General features: G+C 53.6%; 13 protein-coding genes. 7 read left to right on the forward strand and 6 right to left on the reverse strand.

Translation table 11 applies throughout. From position 1 onward, the window contains the following. Positions 1–3: 3 nt before the first annotated feature. From NG99_RS06405 to NG99_RS06430, 6 genes are all read right to left on the reverse strand, one after another. The gene (locus NG99_RS06405; RefSeq protein ID WP_034889739.1) at positions 4–333 is read right to left on the reverse strand and encodes a cytochrome o ubiquinol oxidase subunit IV; all 330 of its coding nucleotides are present in this window, start codon (positions 331–333) and stop codon (positions 4–6) included. After that, on the reverse strand, positions 333–947 hold the full coding sequence (locus tag NG99_RS06410) for a cytochrome o ubiquinol oxidase subunit III (protein ID WP_034889742.1): 615 nt from the start codon (positions 945–947) through the stop codon (positions 333–335). The genes NG99_RS06405 and NG99_RS06410 overlap by 1 nt, the downstream gene beginning before the upstream one ends. After that, positions 937–2,928, reverse strand: a complete 1,992-nt coding sequence (gene cyoB, locus NG99_RS06415; protein WP_034889746.1) for a cytochrome o ubiquinol oxidase subunit I — start codon at positions 2,926–2,928, stop codon at positions 937–939. The genes NG99_RS06410 and cyoB overlap by 11 nt, the downstream gene beginning before the upstream one ends. 4 nt (positions 2,929–2,932) lie before the next feature. After that, positions 2,933–3,859: a cytochrome o ubiquinol oxidase subunit II gene (cyoA, locus tag NG99_RS06420; RefSeq protein ID WP_034889749.1), complete on the reverse strand. Its 927-nt coding sequence runs from the start codon at positions 3,857–3,859 to the stop codon at positions 2,933–2,935. Positions 3,860–4,484: 625 nt separating this feature from the next. Continuing rightward, positions 4,485–5,963, reverse strand: a complete 1,479-nt coding sequence (gene ampG, locus NG99_RS06425) for a muropeptide MFS transporter AmpG (RefSeq protein ID WP_034889753.1) — start codon at positions 5,961–5,963, stop codon at positions 4,485–4,487. A 48-nt stretch (positions 5,964–6,011) separates the two neighbouring features. Then, the gene (locus NG99_RS06430; RefSeq protein ID WP_034889757.1) at positions 6,012–6,590 is read right to left on the reverse strand and encodes a lipoprotein; all 579 of its coding nucleotides are present in this window, start codon (positions 6,588–6,590) and stop codon (positions 6,012–6,014) included. 299 nt (positions 6,591–6,889) lie between these two features. On the opposite strand from NG99_RS06430, the gene bolA reads away from it, so the two are divergent. The 7 genes from bolA to ppiD all read left to right on the forward strand — a co-directional run bounded on the left by bolA (position 6,890) and on the right by ppiD (position 16,330). After that, positions 6,890–7,204 carry a transcriptional regulator BolA gene (gene bolA / locus NG99_RS06435; RefSeq protein ID WP_034889761.1) on the forward strand — a complete coding sequence of 105 codons (315 nt, stop codon included), beginning with the start codon at positions 6,890–6,892 and terminating at the stop codon, positions 7,202–7,204. Between the two features lie 322 nt (positions 7,205–7,526). Beyond that, complete coding sequence (tig, locus tag NG99_RS06440; protein ID WP_034889765.1) at positions 7,527–8,831, forward strand: trigger factor; 1,305 nt, start codon at positions 7,527–7,529, stop codon at positions 8,829–8,831. Between the two features lie 338 nt (positions 8,832–9,169). Continuing rightward, positions 9,170–9,793, forward strand: coding sequence for an ATP-dependent Clp endopeptidase proteolytic subunit ClpP (gene clpP / locus NG99_RS06445; protein WP_024967267.1), 624 nt, complete (start codon positions 9,170–9,172; stop codon positions 9,791–9,793). 118 nt (positions 9,794–9,911) lie between these two features. Beyond that, complete coding sequence (gene clpX, locus NG99_RS06450) at positions 9,912–11,186, forward strand: ATP-dependent protease ATP-binding subunit ClpX (RefSeq protein WP_034889769.1); 1,275 nt, start codon at positions 9,912–9,914, stop codon at positions 11,184–11,186. 191 nt (positions 11,187–11,377) lie between these two features. Then, on the forward strand, positions 11,378–13,732 hold the full coding sequence (gene lon, locus NG99_RS06455) for an endopeptidase La (protein WP_034889772.1): 2,355 nt from the start codon (positions 11,378–11,380) through the stop codon (positions 13,730–13,732). A 212-nt stretch (positions 13,733–13,944) separates the two neighbouring features. Beyond that, positions 13,945–14,217 carry a nucleoid-associated protein HU-beta gene (gene hupB, locus NG99_RS06460; RefSeq protein WP_034889775.1) on the forward strand — a complete coding sequence of 91 codons (273 nt, stop codon included), beginning with the start codon at positions 13,945–13,947 and terminating at the stop codon, positions 14,215–14,217. Positions 14,218–14,458: 241 nt separating this feature from the next. Further along, on the forward strand, positions 14,459–16,330 hold the full coding sequence (ppiD, locus tag NG99_RS06465; protein WP_034889777.1) for a peptidylprolyl isomerase: 1,872 nt from the start codon (positions 14,459–14,461) through the stop codon (positions 16,328–16,330). The last annotated feature ends 62 nt before the right edge of the window (positions 16,331–16,392 follow it).

The raw sequence follows: 16,392 nt of genomic DNA on the forward strand, positions 1-16,392 counted from the left end.
CGGTTAGTTGGCCATCATGTTGTAGTTGAGGTTCCACATGATCCACAGCGAGCCAACAACAACTATCAAAATGATGATTGCAGCGAACACAATCGCCACAAGGTTCCATCTCTCTTCAGAGGAGGTGTTCAAGTGCAGGAAGTAGACCAAATGCACCAGCACCTGAACCACCGCACACACCAGCACCACACCCAGAATGGTCGCTTTTGACGCGCCGCCATCCATGACCATCCAGAAAGGTATCGCTGTCAGAATGATCGACAGGATAAAGCCGATCATATAAGACTTCACGCTACCGTGTGAGGCACCATGTTCGTTTGCTGAATGACTCATTACATGGCTCCCATCAGGTAGACAATGGTGAATACGCAAATCCAGACAACATCCAGGAAGTGCCAGAACAGGCTCAGGCACAGGATTCGGGTACGGTTAGTTGCCGTCAGACCACGGTTGGCGATCTGGTACATCAGCACCGCCATCCAGATCAGGCCAGAAGTCACATGCAGACCGTGAGTCCCCACCAGCGTAAAGAAGGCTGACAGGAAACCGCTGCGCTGCGGACCGAAGCCCTCTTCAATCAGGTGATGGAATTCATACAGCTCCATCCCGATGAAGCCTGCGCCGAACAGGAAGGTCAGCGCCAGCCAGCCGATAACGGCGCCTTTGCTGCCTTTGTTCATGTTGATTACGGCAAAACCATAGGTAATGGAGCTCAACAGCAGCAGGGCGGTTTCAACCAGAACGAACGGCAGTTCAAAAATATCTTTACCAGCCGGGCCGCCCGCGGTGTTGTTAACCATCACACCGAAGGTAGCAAACAGGGTGGCGAAGATGATGCAGTCGCTCATCAGGTAGATCCAGAAGCCAAAGACTTTATTGGCTCCCGCATCGTGATGCCCATGCTCCGCATGGGCGTCGTGGTGTTTAGTCAGAGTTTCAGTCGACATTTTTCAGACCTGCTTTGCTAATTTCGTCAAAGTGCTGATTCTCGATTTTTTCGATCTCGGCAACGGGAACGTAATAATCAACGTCTTCATCAAAGCTCTTGATTACCCAGCTAAGAATCATTCCGAGGAACGACAGACCAACCAGCCACCAGATGTGCCAGATAGCGGCGAAACCAAACACCAGGCTGAATGCCCCGATCACCACGCCAGCACCGCTGTTTTTCGGCATGTGGATTTCGGCATAGTGCGCAGGCTGTTTGTAAGCTTCACCTTTTTCCTTCATTTCCCAGAACGCATCGCGCTCGTGGACCAAAGGCACTTCAGCAAAGTTGTAGAACGGCGGTGGTGAAGAGGTTGCCCACTCCAACGTACGACCGCCCCACGGATCGCCAGTCAGGTCACGCAGCTGCTCACGGTCACGTACGGAGACCCAGAACTGAGTAATCTGGCAGAGAACGCCACAGGCGATCAGCGCAGCACCGACCGCAGCCACCACCAGCAGAGGGTGGAACTGTGGATTGATGTCCTGGCTCAGACGACGGGTCATCCCCATGAAGCCCAGCGCGTACAGCGGCATAAAGGCGACGAAGAAACCGATAATCCAGAACCAGAAGGCGCGGATGCCCCATTTTTCATTCAGGCAGAAGCCGAAAGCTTTCGGGAACCAGTAGGTCACACCAGCGAAGCAGCCGAACACCACACCGCCGATAATCACGTTATGGAAGTGGGCAATCAGGAACAGACTGTTGTGCAGCACGAAGTCTGCGCCCGGCACCGCCAGCAGAACACCGGTCATACCACCGACAGAGAAGGTGACCAGGAAGCCGACGGTCCACAACATAGCAGAGTGCATCTGAATGCGGCCCTGGTACATGGTGAACAGCCAGTTGAAGATTTTAACGCCGGTAGGGATGGCGATAATCATCGTCATAATACCGAAGAAGGCGTTAACGTTCGCACCGGCACCCATGGTGAAGAAGTGGTGCAGCCACACGATGAAGGACAGGATGGTGATAACAATCGTTGCCCAGACCAGTGAGGTGTAACCAAACAGGCGCTTTTTAGAGAAGGTTGCCACCACTTCGGAGAAGACCCCGAAGACCGGCAGAACCAGGATGTACACTTCTGGATGACCCCAAACCCAAATCAGGTTGACGTACATCATCATGTTGCCGCCCATTTCATTGGTGAAGAAATGGAAGCCCAGATAGCGATCCAGGGTCAGCAACGCCAGCGTTACGGTAAGAACCGGGAACGAGGCGATAATCAGAACGTTAGTACACAGCGAGGCCCAGGTGAATACGGGCATCTTGAACATGGTCATGCCAGGCGCGCGCATGTTCATGATGGTAACGAAGAAGTTAATCCCGGTTAACGTCGTCCCGATCCCCGACAGCTGAAGACTCCATATCCAGTAGTCAACGCCGACCCCCGGACTGTACTCTGCGCCGGAAAGCGGTGGATAAGCCAGCCAGCCGGTCTGAGCGAATTCGCCCACGCCCAGCGACAGGTTAACCAGCACCACACCGACAGCCGTGAACCAGAAGCTCAGGTTGTTCAGGAACGGGAAGGCTACGTCGCGCGCACCGATCTGCAGAGGAACAGCGATGTTCATCAGACCGATAACAAACGGCATCGCTACGAAGAAGATCATGATCACGCCGTGGGCGGTGAAAATCTGGTCGTAGTGATGAGGGGGGAGGAACCCGGCCTCACCGGCCGAAGCCAGCACCTGTTGGCTACGCATCATTACCGCATCGGCAAAGCCGCGCAGCAGCATGACGAAGGCCACGATGATATACATGATACCGAGTTTTTTGTGGTCGACTGACGTCAGCCATTCTGACCACAGGTATTGCCACTTACCGAAGTAAGTAATTGCTCCAGCAACAGCCAGACCACCAAGAATGATGGCGGCAACCGTAACCACGATAATCGGCTCGTGATACGGTACTGCATCAAGGGTTAATTTTCCCAACATCGTATTATTCCTCGGCTCCCGCTTTAGCGGCTTCGCTCATGTCCATGCCTTCGTGTCCCGACATGTCCATCTTCCCGTGGTTCATCTTGAATTTGCCGATGATCTGCTTGAACAATTCAGGATTGGCCGTAGAGAAGAACTCAACCGGATGGTTTTCGCTTGGTGCAGCCAGTTTCTCGAAGTCATCCATTGTGGTGAGTGTGTTGGATGATTCTTTCGCTTTTGCTACCCACTGATCGAATGAAGCACCGTCAGGCGTGGCAATCGCTTTAAACTTCATGCCAGAGAAACCGCGACCACTGAAGTTAGAGGAGATGCCGTCAAAGGTGCCTGGTTCATTCGCAATCAGATGAAGCTTAGTCTGCATACCCGCCATCGCGTAAATCTGGCTGCCGAGGGTCGGAATGAAGAAGGAGTTCATGACGGAGTTAGACGTGATCTTAAAGTTCACTGGCGTGTTTGCCGGGAATGCGATCTGGTTAACTGTCGCAATACCCTGTTCCGGGTAGATGAACAGCCACTTCCAGTCCAATGCAACCACATCGATCTCAATCGGCTTCACGTCGGAGGCCAGAGGTTTACTTGGTTCGAGCGCGTGGGTCGATTTCCACGTCAGGATGCCAAGGAAAATAATAATCAAAATGGGGACAGTCCAGACCACGGCTTCCACTTTATTCGAGTGTGACCAGTTAGGGCTGTATTTCGCATTGGTATTGGATGCCCGATATTTCCAGGCGAACACCACGGCCATTAAGACTGCGGGAATAACGACGATCATCATCAAGCCAAAAGCTGTCAGTATCAGCGAACGTTGCTCCAGTGCAATCTGTCCTTTGGGATTCAATAACGCACTATCACAGCCACTTAACAATAAAGTGCCTGCAATTAATGACAAAATCCCCAAACTTTTATTGTATTTCCTGAGTCTCATTTAACGACCTCAATGACAAGGGCTCTATTGTCGTTTAAGTGTGGCGGCATTTTACGGGAACGTTTCAGTACTGTAAACCAACAACGTCTTGTGTCAGCGCCGTGTTGACACCTTTTGCAAAGGCTGTCACAGATGTTGCTGTAGGTGACAAAATATGAATAGCAGCAAGGGCTTGCTGGCAATATAACAAAAACCAATGATATCCCCGTCTTTAAGATGGTCTCTGCTATAAACAGCGAATTTGGCACTCAATTATTTAACATGCCTGCATCATTTGTGTGATTAAGTTTATACAATAATAATAACGTACCGGTTTTTAATATTCTGTTTTGAGCAATGTAAAGGGTAAAACCTTTTCGGACATAACGGAGAGGGGCTAATTTTTCCGCAGAAAAAATTGTTAAAAATCGGCTGGCGCCCTGTTCGTGCAGAGCGGTTATCTGGCGATAAAACCAGCCATTTTGTTACGTTATTGTTAGGGGGCGAAATTTTTTACAGCAGAAAGTAAAGCGTGCTGCGCGGCTGCGTTTTCTGCCCCAATGTGTTCATTTAACACCGGGCGGCGATAGCTCTCCTTCCCGCTTAACACCGGGCGGCGATAGCTCTCCTTCCCGCTGGCTGCCGGTCACAGCAGATGGGATCGGCGCAGCGCCAGGTAATCCAGCAGGCTGCCGCAGACGATTCCGACCACGGCCAGCGCCATTCCGCTTTGCAACAGCAGGCCAGTCATGGCACCGGCATCCAGCAGGCCGCCAGCCCCTAGCGCCAGCAGGATCAGACCGACCGCCACCAGCGCAGCGCCGGATTTCAGCGCTCTCAACGCCCAGCGATAGCCGGAGGTGAAGTGGCTACGCGGGGCAAAGTCTTCGCCGCTTTGCGCCCGTTCCAGCGTGGTTTTGCAACCGGCCAGCAGAACCAGCCCCGGCAGGGCGGCAACAACCGAGAACGCATAAAACGTCGGCCAGCCCCAGCTCTCGACAAACCAGCCAGCCACCGGGCCGACGTAAACCCGTCCCACCGCGGAAAGAGCCGAAAGCAGGGCAAACTGGGTAGCTGAGAAGGATTTGTTGCACAGCGTCATCAACAGCGCCACAAAGGCCGCGGTCCCCATGCCGCCACACAGATTTTCGACAAACACCGCAGCCGCCATGCTGTACAGATGCTTGTCCGTTACCGAAAGGAACCAGTAGGCCAGGTTCGACGCCGCCTGCAAAATGCCGAACAGCATCAGCGCCCGGAAAAGGCTCAGGCGCTGCATCAGGATCCCGCCGTAAAGCGCTCCGATGATGGTCGCTATCAGGCCGAGGGTTTTGTTCACCAGCCCGACGTCACCGGCATCAAAGCCTACGCCGCGAATCAGGAAAATGGTGGTCAGGCTGGCGGCAAAAGCATCGCCAAGCTTATAAAGGACAATCAGTGAAAGGATCAGCCAGGCATTATTGCGGTTAAAGAAGTCGCGCAGGGGAGCGATCACCGCCTGTTCAAGGCTGTGCGGGCGGGCAACCGGATAGGTTGGCTCTCTGGCTAACAGCGTGGCTATCACGCTGGGAACCATCATCGCCGCCATCAGCCACCAGATGGCGTGCCAGCCCAGATAGCGATCGGCCAGCCACAGCGCCAGTCCTCCCGATACCAGCATGGCCAGACGGTAGCCCAGCACGCTGATCGCCGCACCGCTTCCTCGCTCTTCGGCAGGCAGCACATCCGTTTTCCAGGCATCAAAGACAATATCCTGAGAGGCAGAGCAAAAGGCGACCAGCACGGCCAGCGCCGCCAGCATGGTCAAATTACGTGAAGGGTCCATAAAGCCCATCAGGGCTATCCCGACGATTAACAGCAGCTGCGTCACCAGCAGCCAGCCGCGACGACGGCCTAAAAACGCCGGCGTGTAGCGGTCCATCAGCGGTGACCAGAGGAATTTAAAAACGTAGGCCTGTCCTACCAGCGAGAAGAAGCCTATGGTTTTGATATCGACGTTTTCCACCGCCATCCAGGCCTGTAACGTACCGGATGTCAGCGCCAGCGGCAGACCGGAAGCGAAACCAAGGATCAGAAGAAGGGCTGCGTTACGTTGGGTAAATATCTGGAGGTAGTGGTTGGACATACAAACCTTAGAACAGAGCCCGTCGGGTTGCCGACGGGCATAAGCTAATTAACGGGCGTTTTGCTTAACGAACTCGTGGATGCTGGTGTCCTGAGCCATATCAGAAATCACATCGCTAAGCGTGGAGTTAACCGCGTTAGTGATTTTATCGTTGGTGGCTGAGAACGCGCCTTCCACGCTATAGGTCTGGCGATAGTTCTTCACCTGCTTGTTGCCGTTTTTCGCGGTAGCAATAATAGAGATGTCGGCTTTGGTGGTGATGCTGTAGCGCACGTTGCCCTGGGTAACGTCCGCATACAGATTATTGACCACGATCTGTAGGTCAACCGCACCGTTTGGACCGATCATATAACCGCGCGCGCCCATCTGCTTCTCCAGCACTTCCTGGAGCAGGAAGCGTAGATCGCGTGACGGCGTTAGCGTTACCAACTGACCATCGCGGTTCACTTTGGCCAGCGCCTGATCGCTACGCTGATCGGCGCCGTTGATGCTGACAGTGATGCCGGTCAGGCTGGGGTCCTGCTGCGGCAGCTGGATTTTAGGTGAAACGGTAAGCGTATTGCTGTTGCTTGCACAGCCAGCCAGAATAAACACGGCCAGCAGAGGAAAAATTAATTTTTTTAACATGCTTATTTTCTCGATGACAAAGGGTGTAGTGCTGACAAAACTGCGGTCATCATAACATTGCCTGTTACAAGAGGAAGCCCCGATAGCGCGTAAATTCATCATCTTGCACTTTTTCAGCGCGGCTCATCCGCAAAACCTTCGACCTTTTTTCCTGCGCTGGGTTGCAGCAGTTAAGTGGAAAATGCACAGTAGCGGACCTTCATCGCCGGATATTTTTAGCCGATCGAAGCGGGAAAGGTAAAAAACCAGCTAATATTGAAAGAGATGGGTACAGCTCACTGTCGTAGAGGAGTCCAGGTATGATCCGCGAAGAAATAGAAGAAAAGTTGAGAACGGCATTTGCACCTGTTCATCTGGAAGTGCATGACGAAAGCTACCGTCATAACGTCCCAGCCGGTGCGGAAAGTCACTTTAAAGTGGTCATTGTCAGCGACAGCTTTCTCAATCAGCGTTTTCTGATGCGCCACCGTGCTATCTATGGGGCGCTGGCAGATGAGCTGGCTGGCGGCGTACACGCGCTGGCGTTGCATACCTACACCGTCAAAGAGTGGGAGGGATTACAGGATACGGTTCCCGCCTCGCCAAACTGTCGTGGAGCAGGGACTCTGGCCTGATCGCAGCGATTTCCTCCAGAGCGGCCTGCGGGCCGCTTTGTCATTTTTGCAGAAAAATCTGCACCTCGTCCCACTTTTCTACGATTTATCGGATAAAAGAGCGCAAGTTAGCGCAATGTCTGGGGTGAGCAGCCTCGACTCGTTAAGACGTTGCCGCTATAATGCTGCGTCTATTTTTCGGAATGTCTTCGGGACGCTTCTGATAACAGGGAATGCGATTCTGGCACCAGAAGCCGTCCCGGTTCTTAGTCTCTATCCTGTTTCTTGCGGAGCAGGGAGGGTCTGAAGTTGACCGAGTACGTGATTTTTTTGAGGTAATAAGATGCAAGCTTCAGTAGAAACAACTCAGGGCCTGGGCCGTCGCGTTACGATTACCGTTGCTAAAGATGTGATCGATAACGCGGTGAAAAGTGAGCTGGTCAACGTGTCTAAAAAGATACGTATTGACGGCTTCCGCAAAGGGAAAGTACCGATGACCGTCGTAGCGCAGCGCTACGGTGCCTCTGTTCGCCAGGACGTTCTGGGCGAACTGATGCAGCGCAACTTCGTTGACGCCATTATCAAAGAAAAAATTAACCCGGCTGGCGCGCCAAACTACGTGCCGGGCGAGTACAAACTGGGCGAAGACTTCACCTTTTCTGTTGAGTTCGAAGTGTACCCGGAAGTTGAGCTGAAAGGCCTGGAAGCGATCGAAGTTGAAAAACCGATTGTGGAAGTGACTGACGCTGACGTTGATACCATGCTGGACACCCTGCGCAAGCAGCAGGCCACCTGGAAAGAAACTGACCGTGCAGCTGAAGCTGAAGACCGCGCGACTATCGACTTCAGCGGCTCTGTAGACGGCGAAGAGTTTGAAGGCGGCAAGGCGTCCGACTTCGTTCTGGCAATGGGCCAGGGGCGCATGATCCCAGGCTTTGAAGAGGGTGTTGTCGGCCACAAAGCGGGCGAAACTTTCACTATCGACGTGAACTTCCCGGAAGATTACCACGCTGAAAACCTCAAAGGGAAAGCAGCCAAGTTTGAAATCGTCCTGAAGAAAGTGGAAGAGCGCGAGCTGCCGGAATTCACTGAAGAGTTCATCAAGCGTTTCGGCGTGGAAGATGGTTCCGTAGCGGGTCTGCGTACTGAAGTGCGTAAAAACATGGAGCGCGAGCTGAAAGGCGCCGTGCGTAACCGTGTGAAGACTCAGGCTATCGACGGTCTGGTCAGCGCTAACGACATCGAGGTGCCGGTTGCTCTGATCGATGGTGAAATCGACGTGCTGCGCCGCCAGGCTGCACAGCGCTTTGGCGGTAACGAGAAGCAGGCGTTTGAGCTGCCTCGTGAACTGTTCGAAGAGCAGGCTAAGCGCCGCGTTGTCGTTGGCCTGCTGCTGGGCGAAGTAATTCGTACCCACGAGCTGAAAGCTGACGAAAATCGTGTGAAAGAGCTGATCGAAGAGATGGCTTCAGCGTACGAAGATCCGACAGAAGTTGTTGAGTTCTACAGCAAGAATAACGAGCTGATGAACAACATGCGTAACGTTGCGCTGGAAGAACAGGCGGTGGAAGCCGTACTGGAGAAAGCCAAAGTGACCGAAAAAGCCACTAACTTCCAGGAACTGATGAACCAGGCGCAGCCAGCCTGATCCTCTGATTCTGCAAGTTAAATAAAAGCCTGCGGTTGTGATGACCGCGGGCTTTTTGCTTTTATCCGCTGCGCGGAAGTGCCTTAGGGTGCCTGTTCGCTCATTAAAGCGGCAAAATATCGACTAAGCTACTTTTCCCGGTTAGCAGTTGATAAAAACGTTGTTATGCTTGAATCAGCGGGGCAGCATCCCCAGATAGAAAATTATGGCGTACCGAGACCTGTCTTGTTGGTCACCGGGGATTGTGGGGAAAGTAATGGAAACATAGTGTTCCGTACGGCTCTCAAGTAGAATTGGTACGGAGTGTTGCCAAACTGAAATTTATCCAGGAGACGGTAATGTCATACAGTGGCGAACGTGAACAAACTGCACCTCATATGGCTTTAGTGCCGATGGTGGTCGAACAAACCTCTCGCGGAGAGCGTTCTTACGACATTTTTTCTCGCCTGCTCAAAGAGCGCATTATTTTCCTGACCGGACAGGTTGAGGATCATATGGCGAATCTGATCGTCGCTCAGATGCTGTTTCTGGAAGCCGAGAACCCGGAAAAAGATATCCATCTTTACATCAACTCTCCTGGTGGCGTGATTACCGCAGGGATGTCGATCTACGACACCATGAAGTTTATCAAGCCTGACGTCAGCACCATCTGTATGGGCCAGGCGTGCTCGATGGGGGCGTTCCTGCTGACTGCCGGAGCGAAAGGCAAGCGTTACTGCCTGCCAAATTCACGCGTGATGATTCACCAGCCGTTGGGCGGTTATCAGGGTCAGGCGACTGACATTGAAATTCACGCGCGCGAAATTCTGAAAGTGAAGCAGCGTATGAATGAGCTGATGGCCGAACATACGGGAAAAACTCTTGAAGAAATCGAGAGAGACACGGAACGTGACCGTTTCCTGTCCGCTAGCGAAGCTGTAGAGTATGGGCTGGTAGATTCCATTCTGACGCATCGCACGTAAGCCTGCTGCCCATCCTCGTCTATAATTAAGGGTGGGGTGGGGCTACGAATGAGGGTGCCGCAGGGCGGCATCATCGCCGCAACAGAGTGCGGACGAAGATAATAGAAGAGGTTAACTGATGACAGATAAGCGCAAAGACGGTTCAGGAAAGCTGCTGTACTGCTCTTTCTGCGGCAAAAGCCAGCATGAAGTGCGCAAGCTGATTGCCGGCCCGTCAGTGTATATCTGCGATGAGTGTGTCGATTTATGCAATGACATCATTCGCGAAGAGATTAAAGAGGTCGCGCCGCATCGTGAACGCAGCGCGCTTCCGACGCCGCATGAAATCCGCCATCACCTTGACGATTACGTTATCGGCCAGGAGCGGGCGAAGAAGGTGCTTGCCGTAGCGGTCTATAACCACTACAAACGTTTGCGCAACGGCGACACCAGCAACGGTATTGAGCTGGGAAAAAGTAATATTTTGCTGATTGGGCCAACCGGGAGCGGAAAAACGCTGCTGGCGGAAACGCTGGCTCGTCTGCTCGACGTGCCGTTCACGATGGCCGATGCCACCACCCTGACCGAAGCAGGCTATGTCGGTGAAGATGTGGAGAACATCATCCAGAAGCTGCTGCAGAAGTGTGATTATGACGTGCAGAAAGCGCAGCGCGGCATTGTTTACATTGATGAAATCGACAAGATTTCCCGCAAGTCGGACAATCCGTCAATCACTCGTGACGTTTCGGGCGAGGGCGTGCAGCAGGCGCTGCTGAAGCTGATTGAAGGCACCGTCGCGGCCGTACCGCCACAGGGCGGGCGTAAGCACCCACAGCAGGAGTTCCTGCAGGTTGATACCTCCAAAATCCTGTTTATCTGCGGCGGCGCCTTTGCTGGTCTGGATAAGGTCATCTCCCAGCGGGTGGAAACCGGATCGGGTATCGGCTTCGGCGCCACCGTGAAGGGCAAGGCTGAGAAAGCCACCGAGGGGCAGCTGCTGGAGCAGGTTGAGCCGGAAGATCTGATTAAATTCGGCCTGATCCCTGAATTCATCGGTCGTCTGCCGGTGGTAGCAACGCTGAACGAGCTGAGTGAAGAGGCGCTGATTCAGATCCTGCGTGAACCGAAAAACGCTCTCACCAAGCAGTATCAGGCGCTGTTCAACCTGGAAGGCGTTGACCTGGAGTTCCGGGATGAAGCCCTGACGGCCATTGCCAAAAAGGCGATGTCGCGCAAAACCGGTGCTCGTGGCCTGCGTTCCATTGTGGAAGGCGCCCTGCTGAACACCATGTACGATCTTCCTTCCATGGACGATGTGGAAAAAGTGGTGATTGACGATTCAGTGATTGAGGGCCAGACAGAACCCATGCTGATCTACGGAAAACAGGAAGCGCAGCAGGCTTCTGGTGAATAAATAACCACCTGTTTCCAGTTGGTTAGCTCAAAAAGGGGGAATTTATTCCCCCTTTTGTTTTTCTCTCGCTGATAACATTGAATGTCCCGCATTCATCCCCATATACTCAACTACCTGTGGGTAAAACTGCACTTTAGTTGTCTGTTGCGGTTCCCATCACCCTGGCGGAAATTAAACTAAGAGAGAGCTCTATGAATCCTGAGCGTTCTGAACGCATTGAAATCCCTGTGTTGCCGTTGCGTGACGTAGTGGTTTATCCGCACATGGTAATTCCGTTGTTTGTCGGTCGTGAGAAATCGATTCGCTGCCTTGAAGCCGCCATGGATCATGATAAAAAAATCATGCTGGTCGCACAGAAAGAAGCTTCAACGGATGAACCTGGCATTAACGATCTCTTCTCGGTAGGGACCGTGGCCTCAATTCTGCAAATGCTCAAGCTGCCGGACGGCACGGTAAAAGTGTTGGTGGAAGGCTTGCAGCGTGCGCATATCACCACGCTTGCTGATAATGGTGACCATTTCACCGCCCAGGCGGAATACCTGGCGTCTCCGGATATTGATGAGCGCGAGCAGGAAGTGCTGGTGCGCACCGCGATCAATCAGTTTGAAGGCTATATCAAACTGAATAAGAAAATCCCGCCGGAAGTTCTGACCTCGCTGAACAGCATCGAAGATGCCGCGCGCCTGGCGGATACCGTGGCGGCGCATATGCCGCTGAAGCTGGCGGATAAACAGTCCGTGCTGGAGATGTCAGACGTCAACGAGCGGCTGGAATACCTGATGGCGATGATGGAGTCAGAGATCGATCTGCTCCAGGTGGAAAAACGCATCCGCAATCGCGTCAAAAAGCAGATGGAAAAAAGCCAGCGCGAATACTATCTGAACGAACAGATGAAGGCGATTCAGAAAGAGCTGGGCGAAATGGATGATGCGCCTGACGAAAATGAAGCGCTGAAACGCAAAATCGATGCGGCAAAAATGCCGAAAGAGGCGCGGGATAAAACCGAAGCCGAGCTGCAAAAGCTGAGAATGATGTCGCCGATGTCCGCCGAAGCGACCGTGGTGCGCGGCTATATCGACTGGATGGTTCAGGTTCCGTGGAACGCGCGCAGCAAGGTGAAGAAAGACCTGGTGAAGGCGCAGGAAACGCTGGATACCGACCATTTCGGCCTGGAGCGGGTGAAAGACCGTATCCTGGAATATTTGGCGGTGCAGAGTCGCGTCAGCAAAATCAAAGGGCCGATTCTGTGCCTGGTTGGACCGCCGGGGGTGGGTAAAACCTCGCTGGGCCAGTCCATTGCTAAAGCCACCGGCCGGAAATATGTGCGTATGGCACTGGGCGGCGTGCGTGATGAGGCGGAGATCCGCGGTCACCGTCGTACCTATATCGGCTCCATGCCGGGCAAGTTAATCCAGAAAATGGCCAAAGTGGGCGTGAAAAACCCGCTGTTCCTGCTGGACGAAATTGACAAAATGTCCTCCGATATGCGTGGCGATCCGGCCTCAGCCCTGCTGGAAGTTCTGGACCCGGAACAGAACATTGCTTTTAACGATCACTATCTGGAAGTGGATTACGATCTCTCCGATGTGATGTTCGTGGCAACCTCTAACTCGATGAACATTCCTGCGCCGCTGCTGGACCGTATGGAAGTTATCCGCCTGTCCGGCTATACCGAAGACGAGAAGCTCAACATTGCCAAACAGCATTTACTGTCGAAGCAGATTGAACGTAACGCGCTGAAGGATAACGAACTGACGGTGGAAGACAGTGCGATTGTCAGCATCATTCGCTATTACACCCGTGAAGCTGGCGTCCGTAGCCTTGAGCGCGAGCTGTCCAAACTGTGTCGCAAGGCGGTGAAAACGCTGCTGATGGATAAAACCGTCAGGCATATCGTGATCAACGCGGATAACCTGAAAGACTATCTGGGCGTTCAGCGCTACGACTATGGCCGTGCGGACAATGAAAACCGCGTTGGTCAGGTTACGGGGCTGGCCTGGACCGAAGTGGGTGGCGATCTGCTGACCATCGAAACCGCCTGCGTACCGGGCAAAGGCAAGCTGACCTATACCGGATCGCTGGGCGAAGTCATGCAGGAGTCCATCCAGGCAGCGCTGACCGTCGTCCGCGCGCGTGCTGAGAAGCTGGGTATCAATGGTGATTTCTACGAAAAGCGTGATATCCATGTGCACGTTCCGGAAGGCGCTACGCCGAAGGATGGCCCAAGTGCCGGTATTGCAATGTGCACCGCGCTGGTCTCCTGCCTGACGGGTAACCCGGTACGCGCCGACGTGGCGATGACCGGAGAGATCACCCTGCGTGGTCAGGTTCTGCCGATTGGCGGGCTGAAAGAGAAGCTGCTGGCTGCCCATCGTGGTGGAATTAAAACGGTACTAATTCCTGATGAAAATAAGCGCGATCTGGAAGAAATCCCGGATAACATTATTGCCGACCTGGACATCCATCCGGTGAAGCGCATTGAGGAAGTGTTGACCCTGGCCCTGCAAAATGCCCCTTACGGGATGCAGGTTGCGACGGCAAAATAGTGATTTAAGGCAAAAACAGGCCAAAAGCCGGGCTGGCAGGCAAATTGGGACTTGCCAGCGTTTTTTTGTGCCGTTAATTTAGAGTGCTGTTAGGCCAGTGGCGGCTGTGGTCGTGGTCGGCATAACAAAGACTGAATCCAGATAATTGATACGCGTTCGTATCGGGTGGGAAGCCCGGTTACGAAGTGAATAATAAAAGAGGGGATTATTGAGTGAATAAGTCACAGTTGATCGACAAAATTGCTGCAAGCGCCGACATTTCTAAAGCGGCAGCAGGACGCGTTTTAGATGCATTTATGGGCTCCGTTTCAGATTCGCTGAAAGAGGGCGATGAAGTTGCGCTGGTCGGTTTCGGCACGTTCTCCGTGCGCGCCCGTTCAGAACGTACCGGTCGTAATCCACAGACTGGCAAAGAGATCACTATCCCTGCGGGTAAAGTACCTGGCTTCCGTGCCGGTAAAGCGCTGAAAGACGCCGTAAACTAACGGCGGTATGTATCCACCAGTAAATTCTTCGGTGGAGTGAGGATTGTGTTGGCGTTCTCATGTACCATACGGGGCACATCAAAAAAACGATGTGCCTTTTTTTATGTTTCGATGACATTTGCTCAATGCGGTTGTCATAATGGCGTGCGGTTTGCTACGCAGCGGCGTGGAGCGTCCCCAGGAAGTCGGGACGAAAGCGCAAGGGTTTTACATTCATACTACAGCGGAGTGTTGTCACACCATGATGGACAATTTACGCGCGGCGTCGAACCATGTCGTGCTCAAAATTATATTGGCTTTGATCATTCTGTCTTTTGTATTGACCGGGGTGGGCAACTACCTTATTGGCGGTAACGGAGATTATGCCGCCAGGGTTAACGGACAGGAAATCAGCCGCGCGCAGCTTGAGAACGCCTTCTCCAACGAGCGTTCACGTCAGCAGCAGCAGCTGGGCGATCAGTTCTCCCAACTGGCTGGCAATCCTGCCTGGGTGCAACAGGTCCGCCAGCAGGCGCTGTCTCAGCTGGTAGATGAATCGCTGCTGACCGGCTACGCCAATGAGCTGGGCCTGGCGATCGGCGACGATCAAATCAAACAGGCGATCTTCAGCCAGCCAGCCTTCCAGACCGACGGCAAATTTGATAATGCCAAATACCTTGGTCTGATCAACCAGATGGGCTTCTCTGCCGACCGCTATGCGGAAGCGCTGCGTAAGCAGCTGACCACTCAGCAGCTGATTGCTGCGGTGACCGGCACCGACTTTATGCTGACCGGTGAAACGGACGCGCTGGCCTCGCTGGTTTCTCAGGAGCGTCTGGTGCGCGAAGCGACGATCAACGTGGCGGCGCTGGTGGCGAAGCAGAGCGTCAGCCCTGAAGAGATCAAAAACTATTACGAGCAGAACAAAACCAGCCTGATGTCTCCCGAGCAGTTCCGCGTGAGCTACATCAAGCTGGATGCGGCATCCCTGCAGGAAACGGCCAGCGAGAGCGATATCCAGAGCTGGTACGATCAGCACCAGGCTGACTACACGCAGCCGCAGCGCAGCCGCTTCAGTATTATCCAGACCAAAACCGAGGCGGAAGCTCAGGCAATTCTGGACGAACTGCATAAGGGCGGTGACTTTGCCGCGTTGGCTAAGGCGAAGTCCGCTGACCCGATTTCTGCCCGCAACGGCGGCGATATGGGCTGGCTGGAGCCGGAGACTACGCCTGACGAGCTGAAAAATGCGGGTCTGAACGAGAAGGGGCAGCTTTCCGGGGTGATCAAATCTTCCGTCGGCTTCCTTGTCGCTCGCCTGGTCGACGTGCAGCCACAGCAGATTAAGCCACTCTCTGCGGTACATGACGATATCGCGGCGAAGGTTAAACAGGAAAAAGCGATTGATGCTTATTATAAACTGCAGCAGAAAGTGAGCGATGCAGCGAGTAATGATAATGAGTCGCTGGCCGGAGCTGAGCAGGCTGCCGGAGTGAAAGCGGTGGAGACAGGCTGGTTCAGCCATGACAATCCGCCAGCGGAGCTGAACTTCAAGCAGGTTGAGCAGGCGATTTTCAACGGCGGCTTAGTCGGTGAAAACGGCTCGCCGGGCAGCAACTCTGACATTATTACCGTCGACGGCGACCGCGCCTTTGTTCTGCGCGTTAGCGAGCACAGGCCGGAGGCCGTTAAGCCGCTGGATCAGGTGACGGCGCAGATTACCGATACGCTGAAAACGCAGAAGGCGCAGAAAGAAGCCAAAGCACAGGCGGATAAACTGCTGGCCGATCTGAAGGCAGGCAAGGGCGATGAGGCGATGAAAGCCAGTAACCTGAGCTTCGGTAGCCAGAAAACGCTGACTCGTAACAGCCAGGATGCTGCAGCGCAGACGGTGTTTACTATGAGCCTGCCTGAAAAGGGCCAGCCTTCTTACGCGACCGGCGAAGATGGTGAAGGTAACGTGCTGCTGCTGGCGTTGGATCAGGTCCGCAGCGGCTCAATGCCGGAGGCGCAGAAGAAGGCGATGGTTCAGGGCGTGACGCAAAATAATGCGCAGATCGCCTTTGAAGCGCTGCTGAGCAACCTGCGTAAGGACGCTAAGATCAAATACGGTGCGGCGGCGCAGGCTCAGTAAGCCTCGCAAATTTTCTGCAACGAGTTGTAATCCTAAAGGCCGCTTACGCGGCCTTTTCCATT

Source organism: Erwinia typographi, assembly GCF_000773975.1.
Classification (GTDB): domain Bacteria; phylum Pseudomonadota; class Gammaproteobacteria; order Enterobacterales; family Enterobacteriaceae; genus Erwinia; species Erwinia typographi.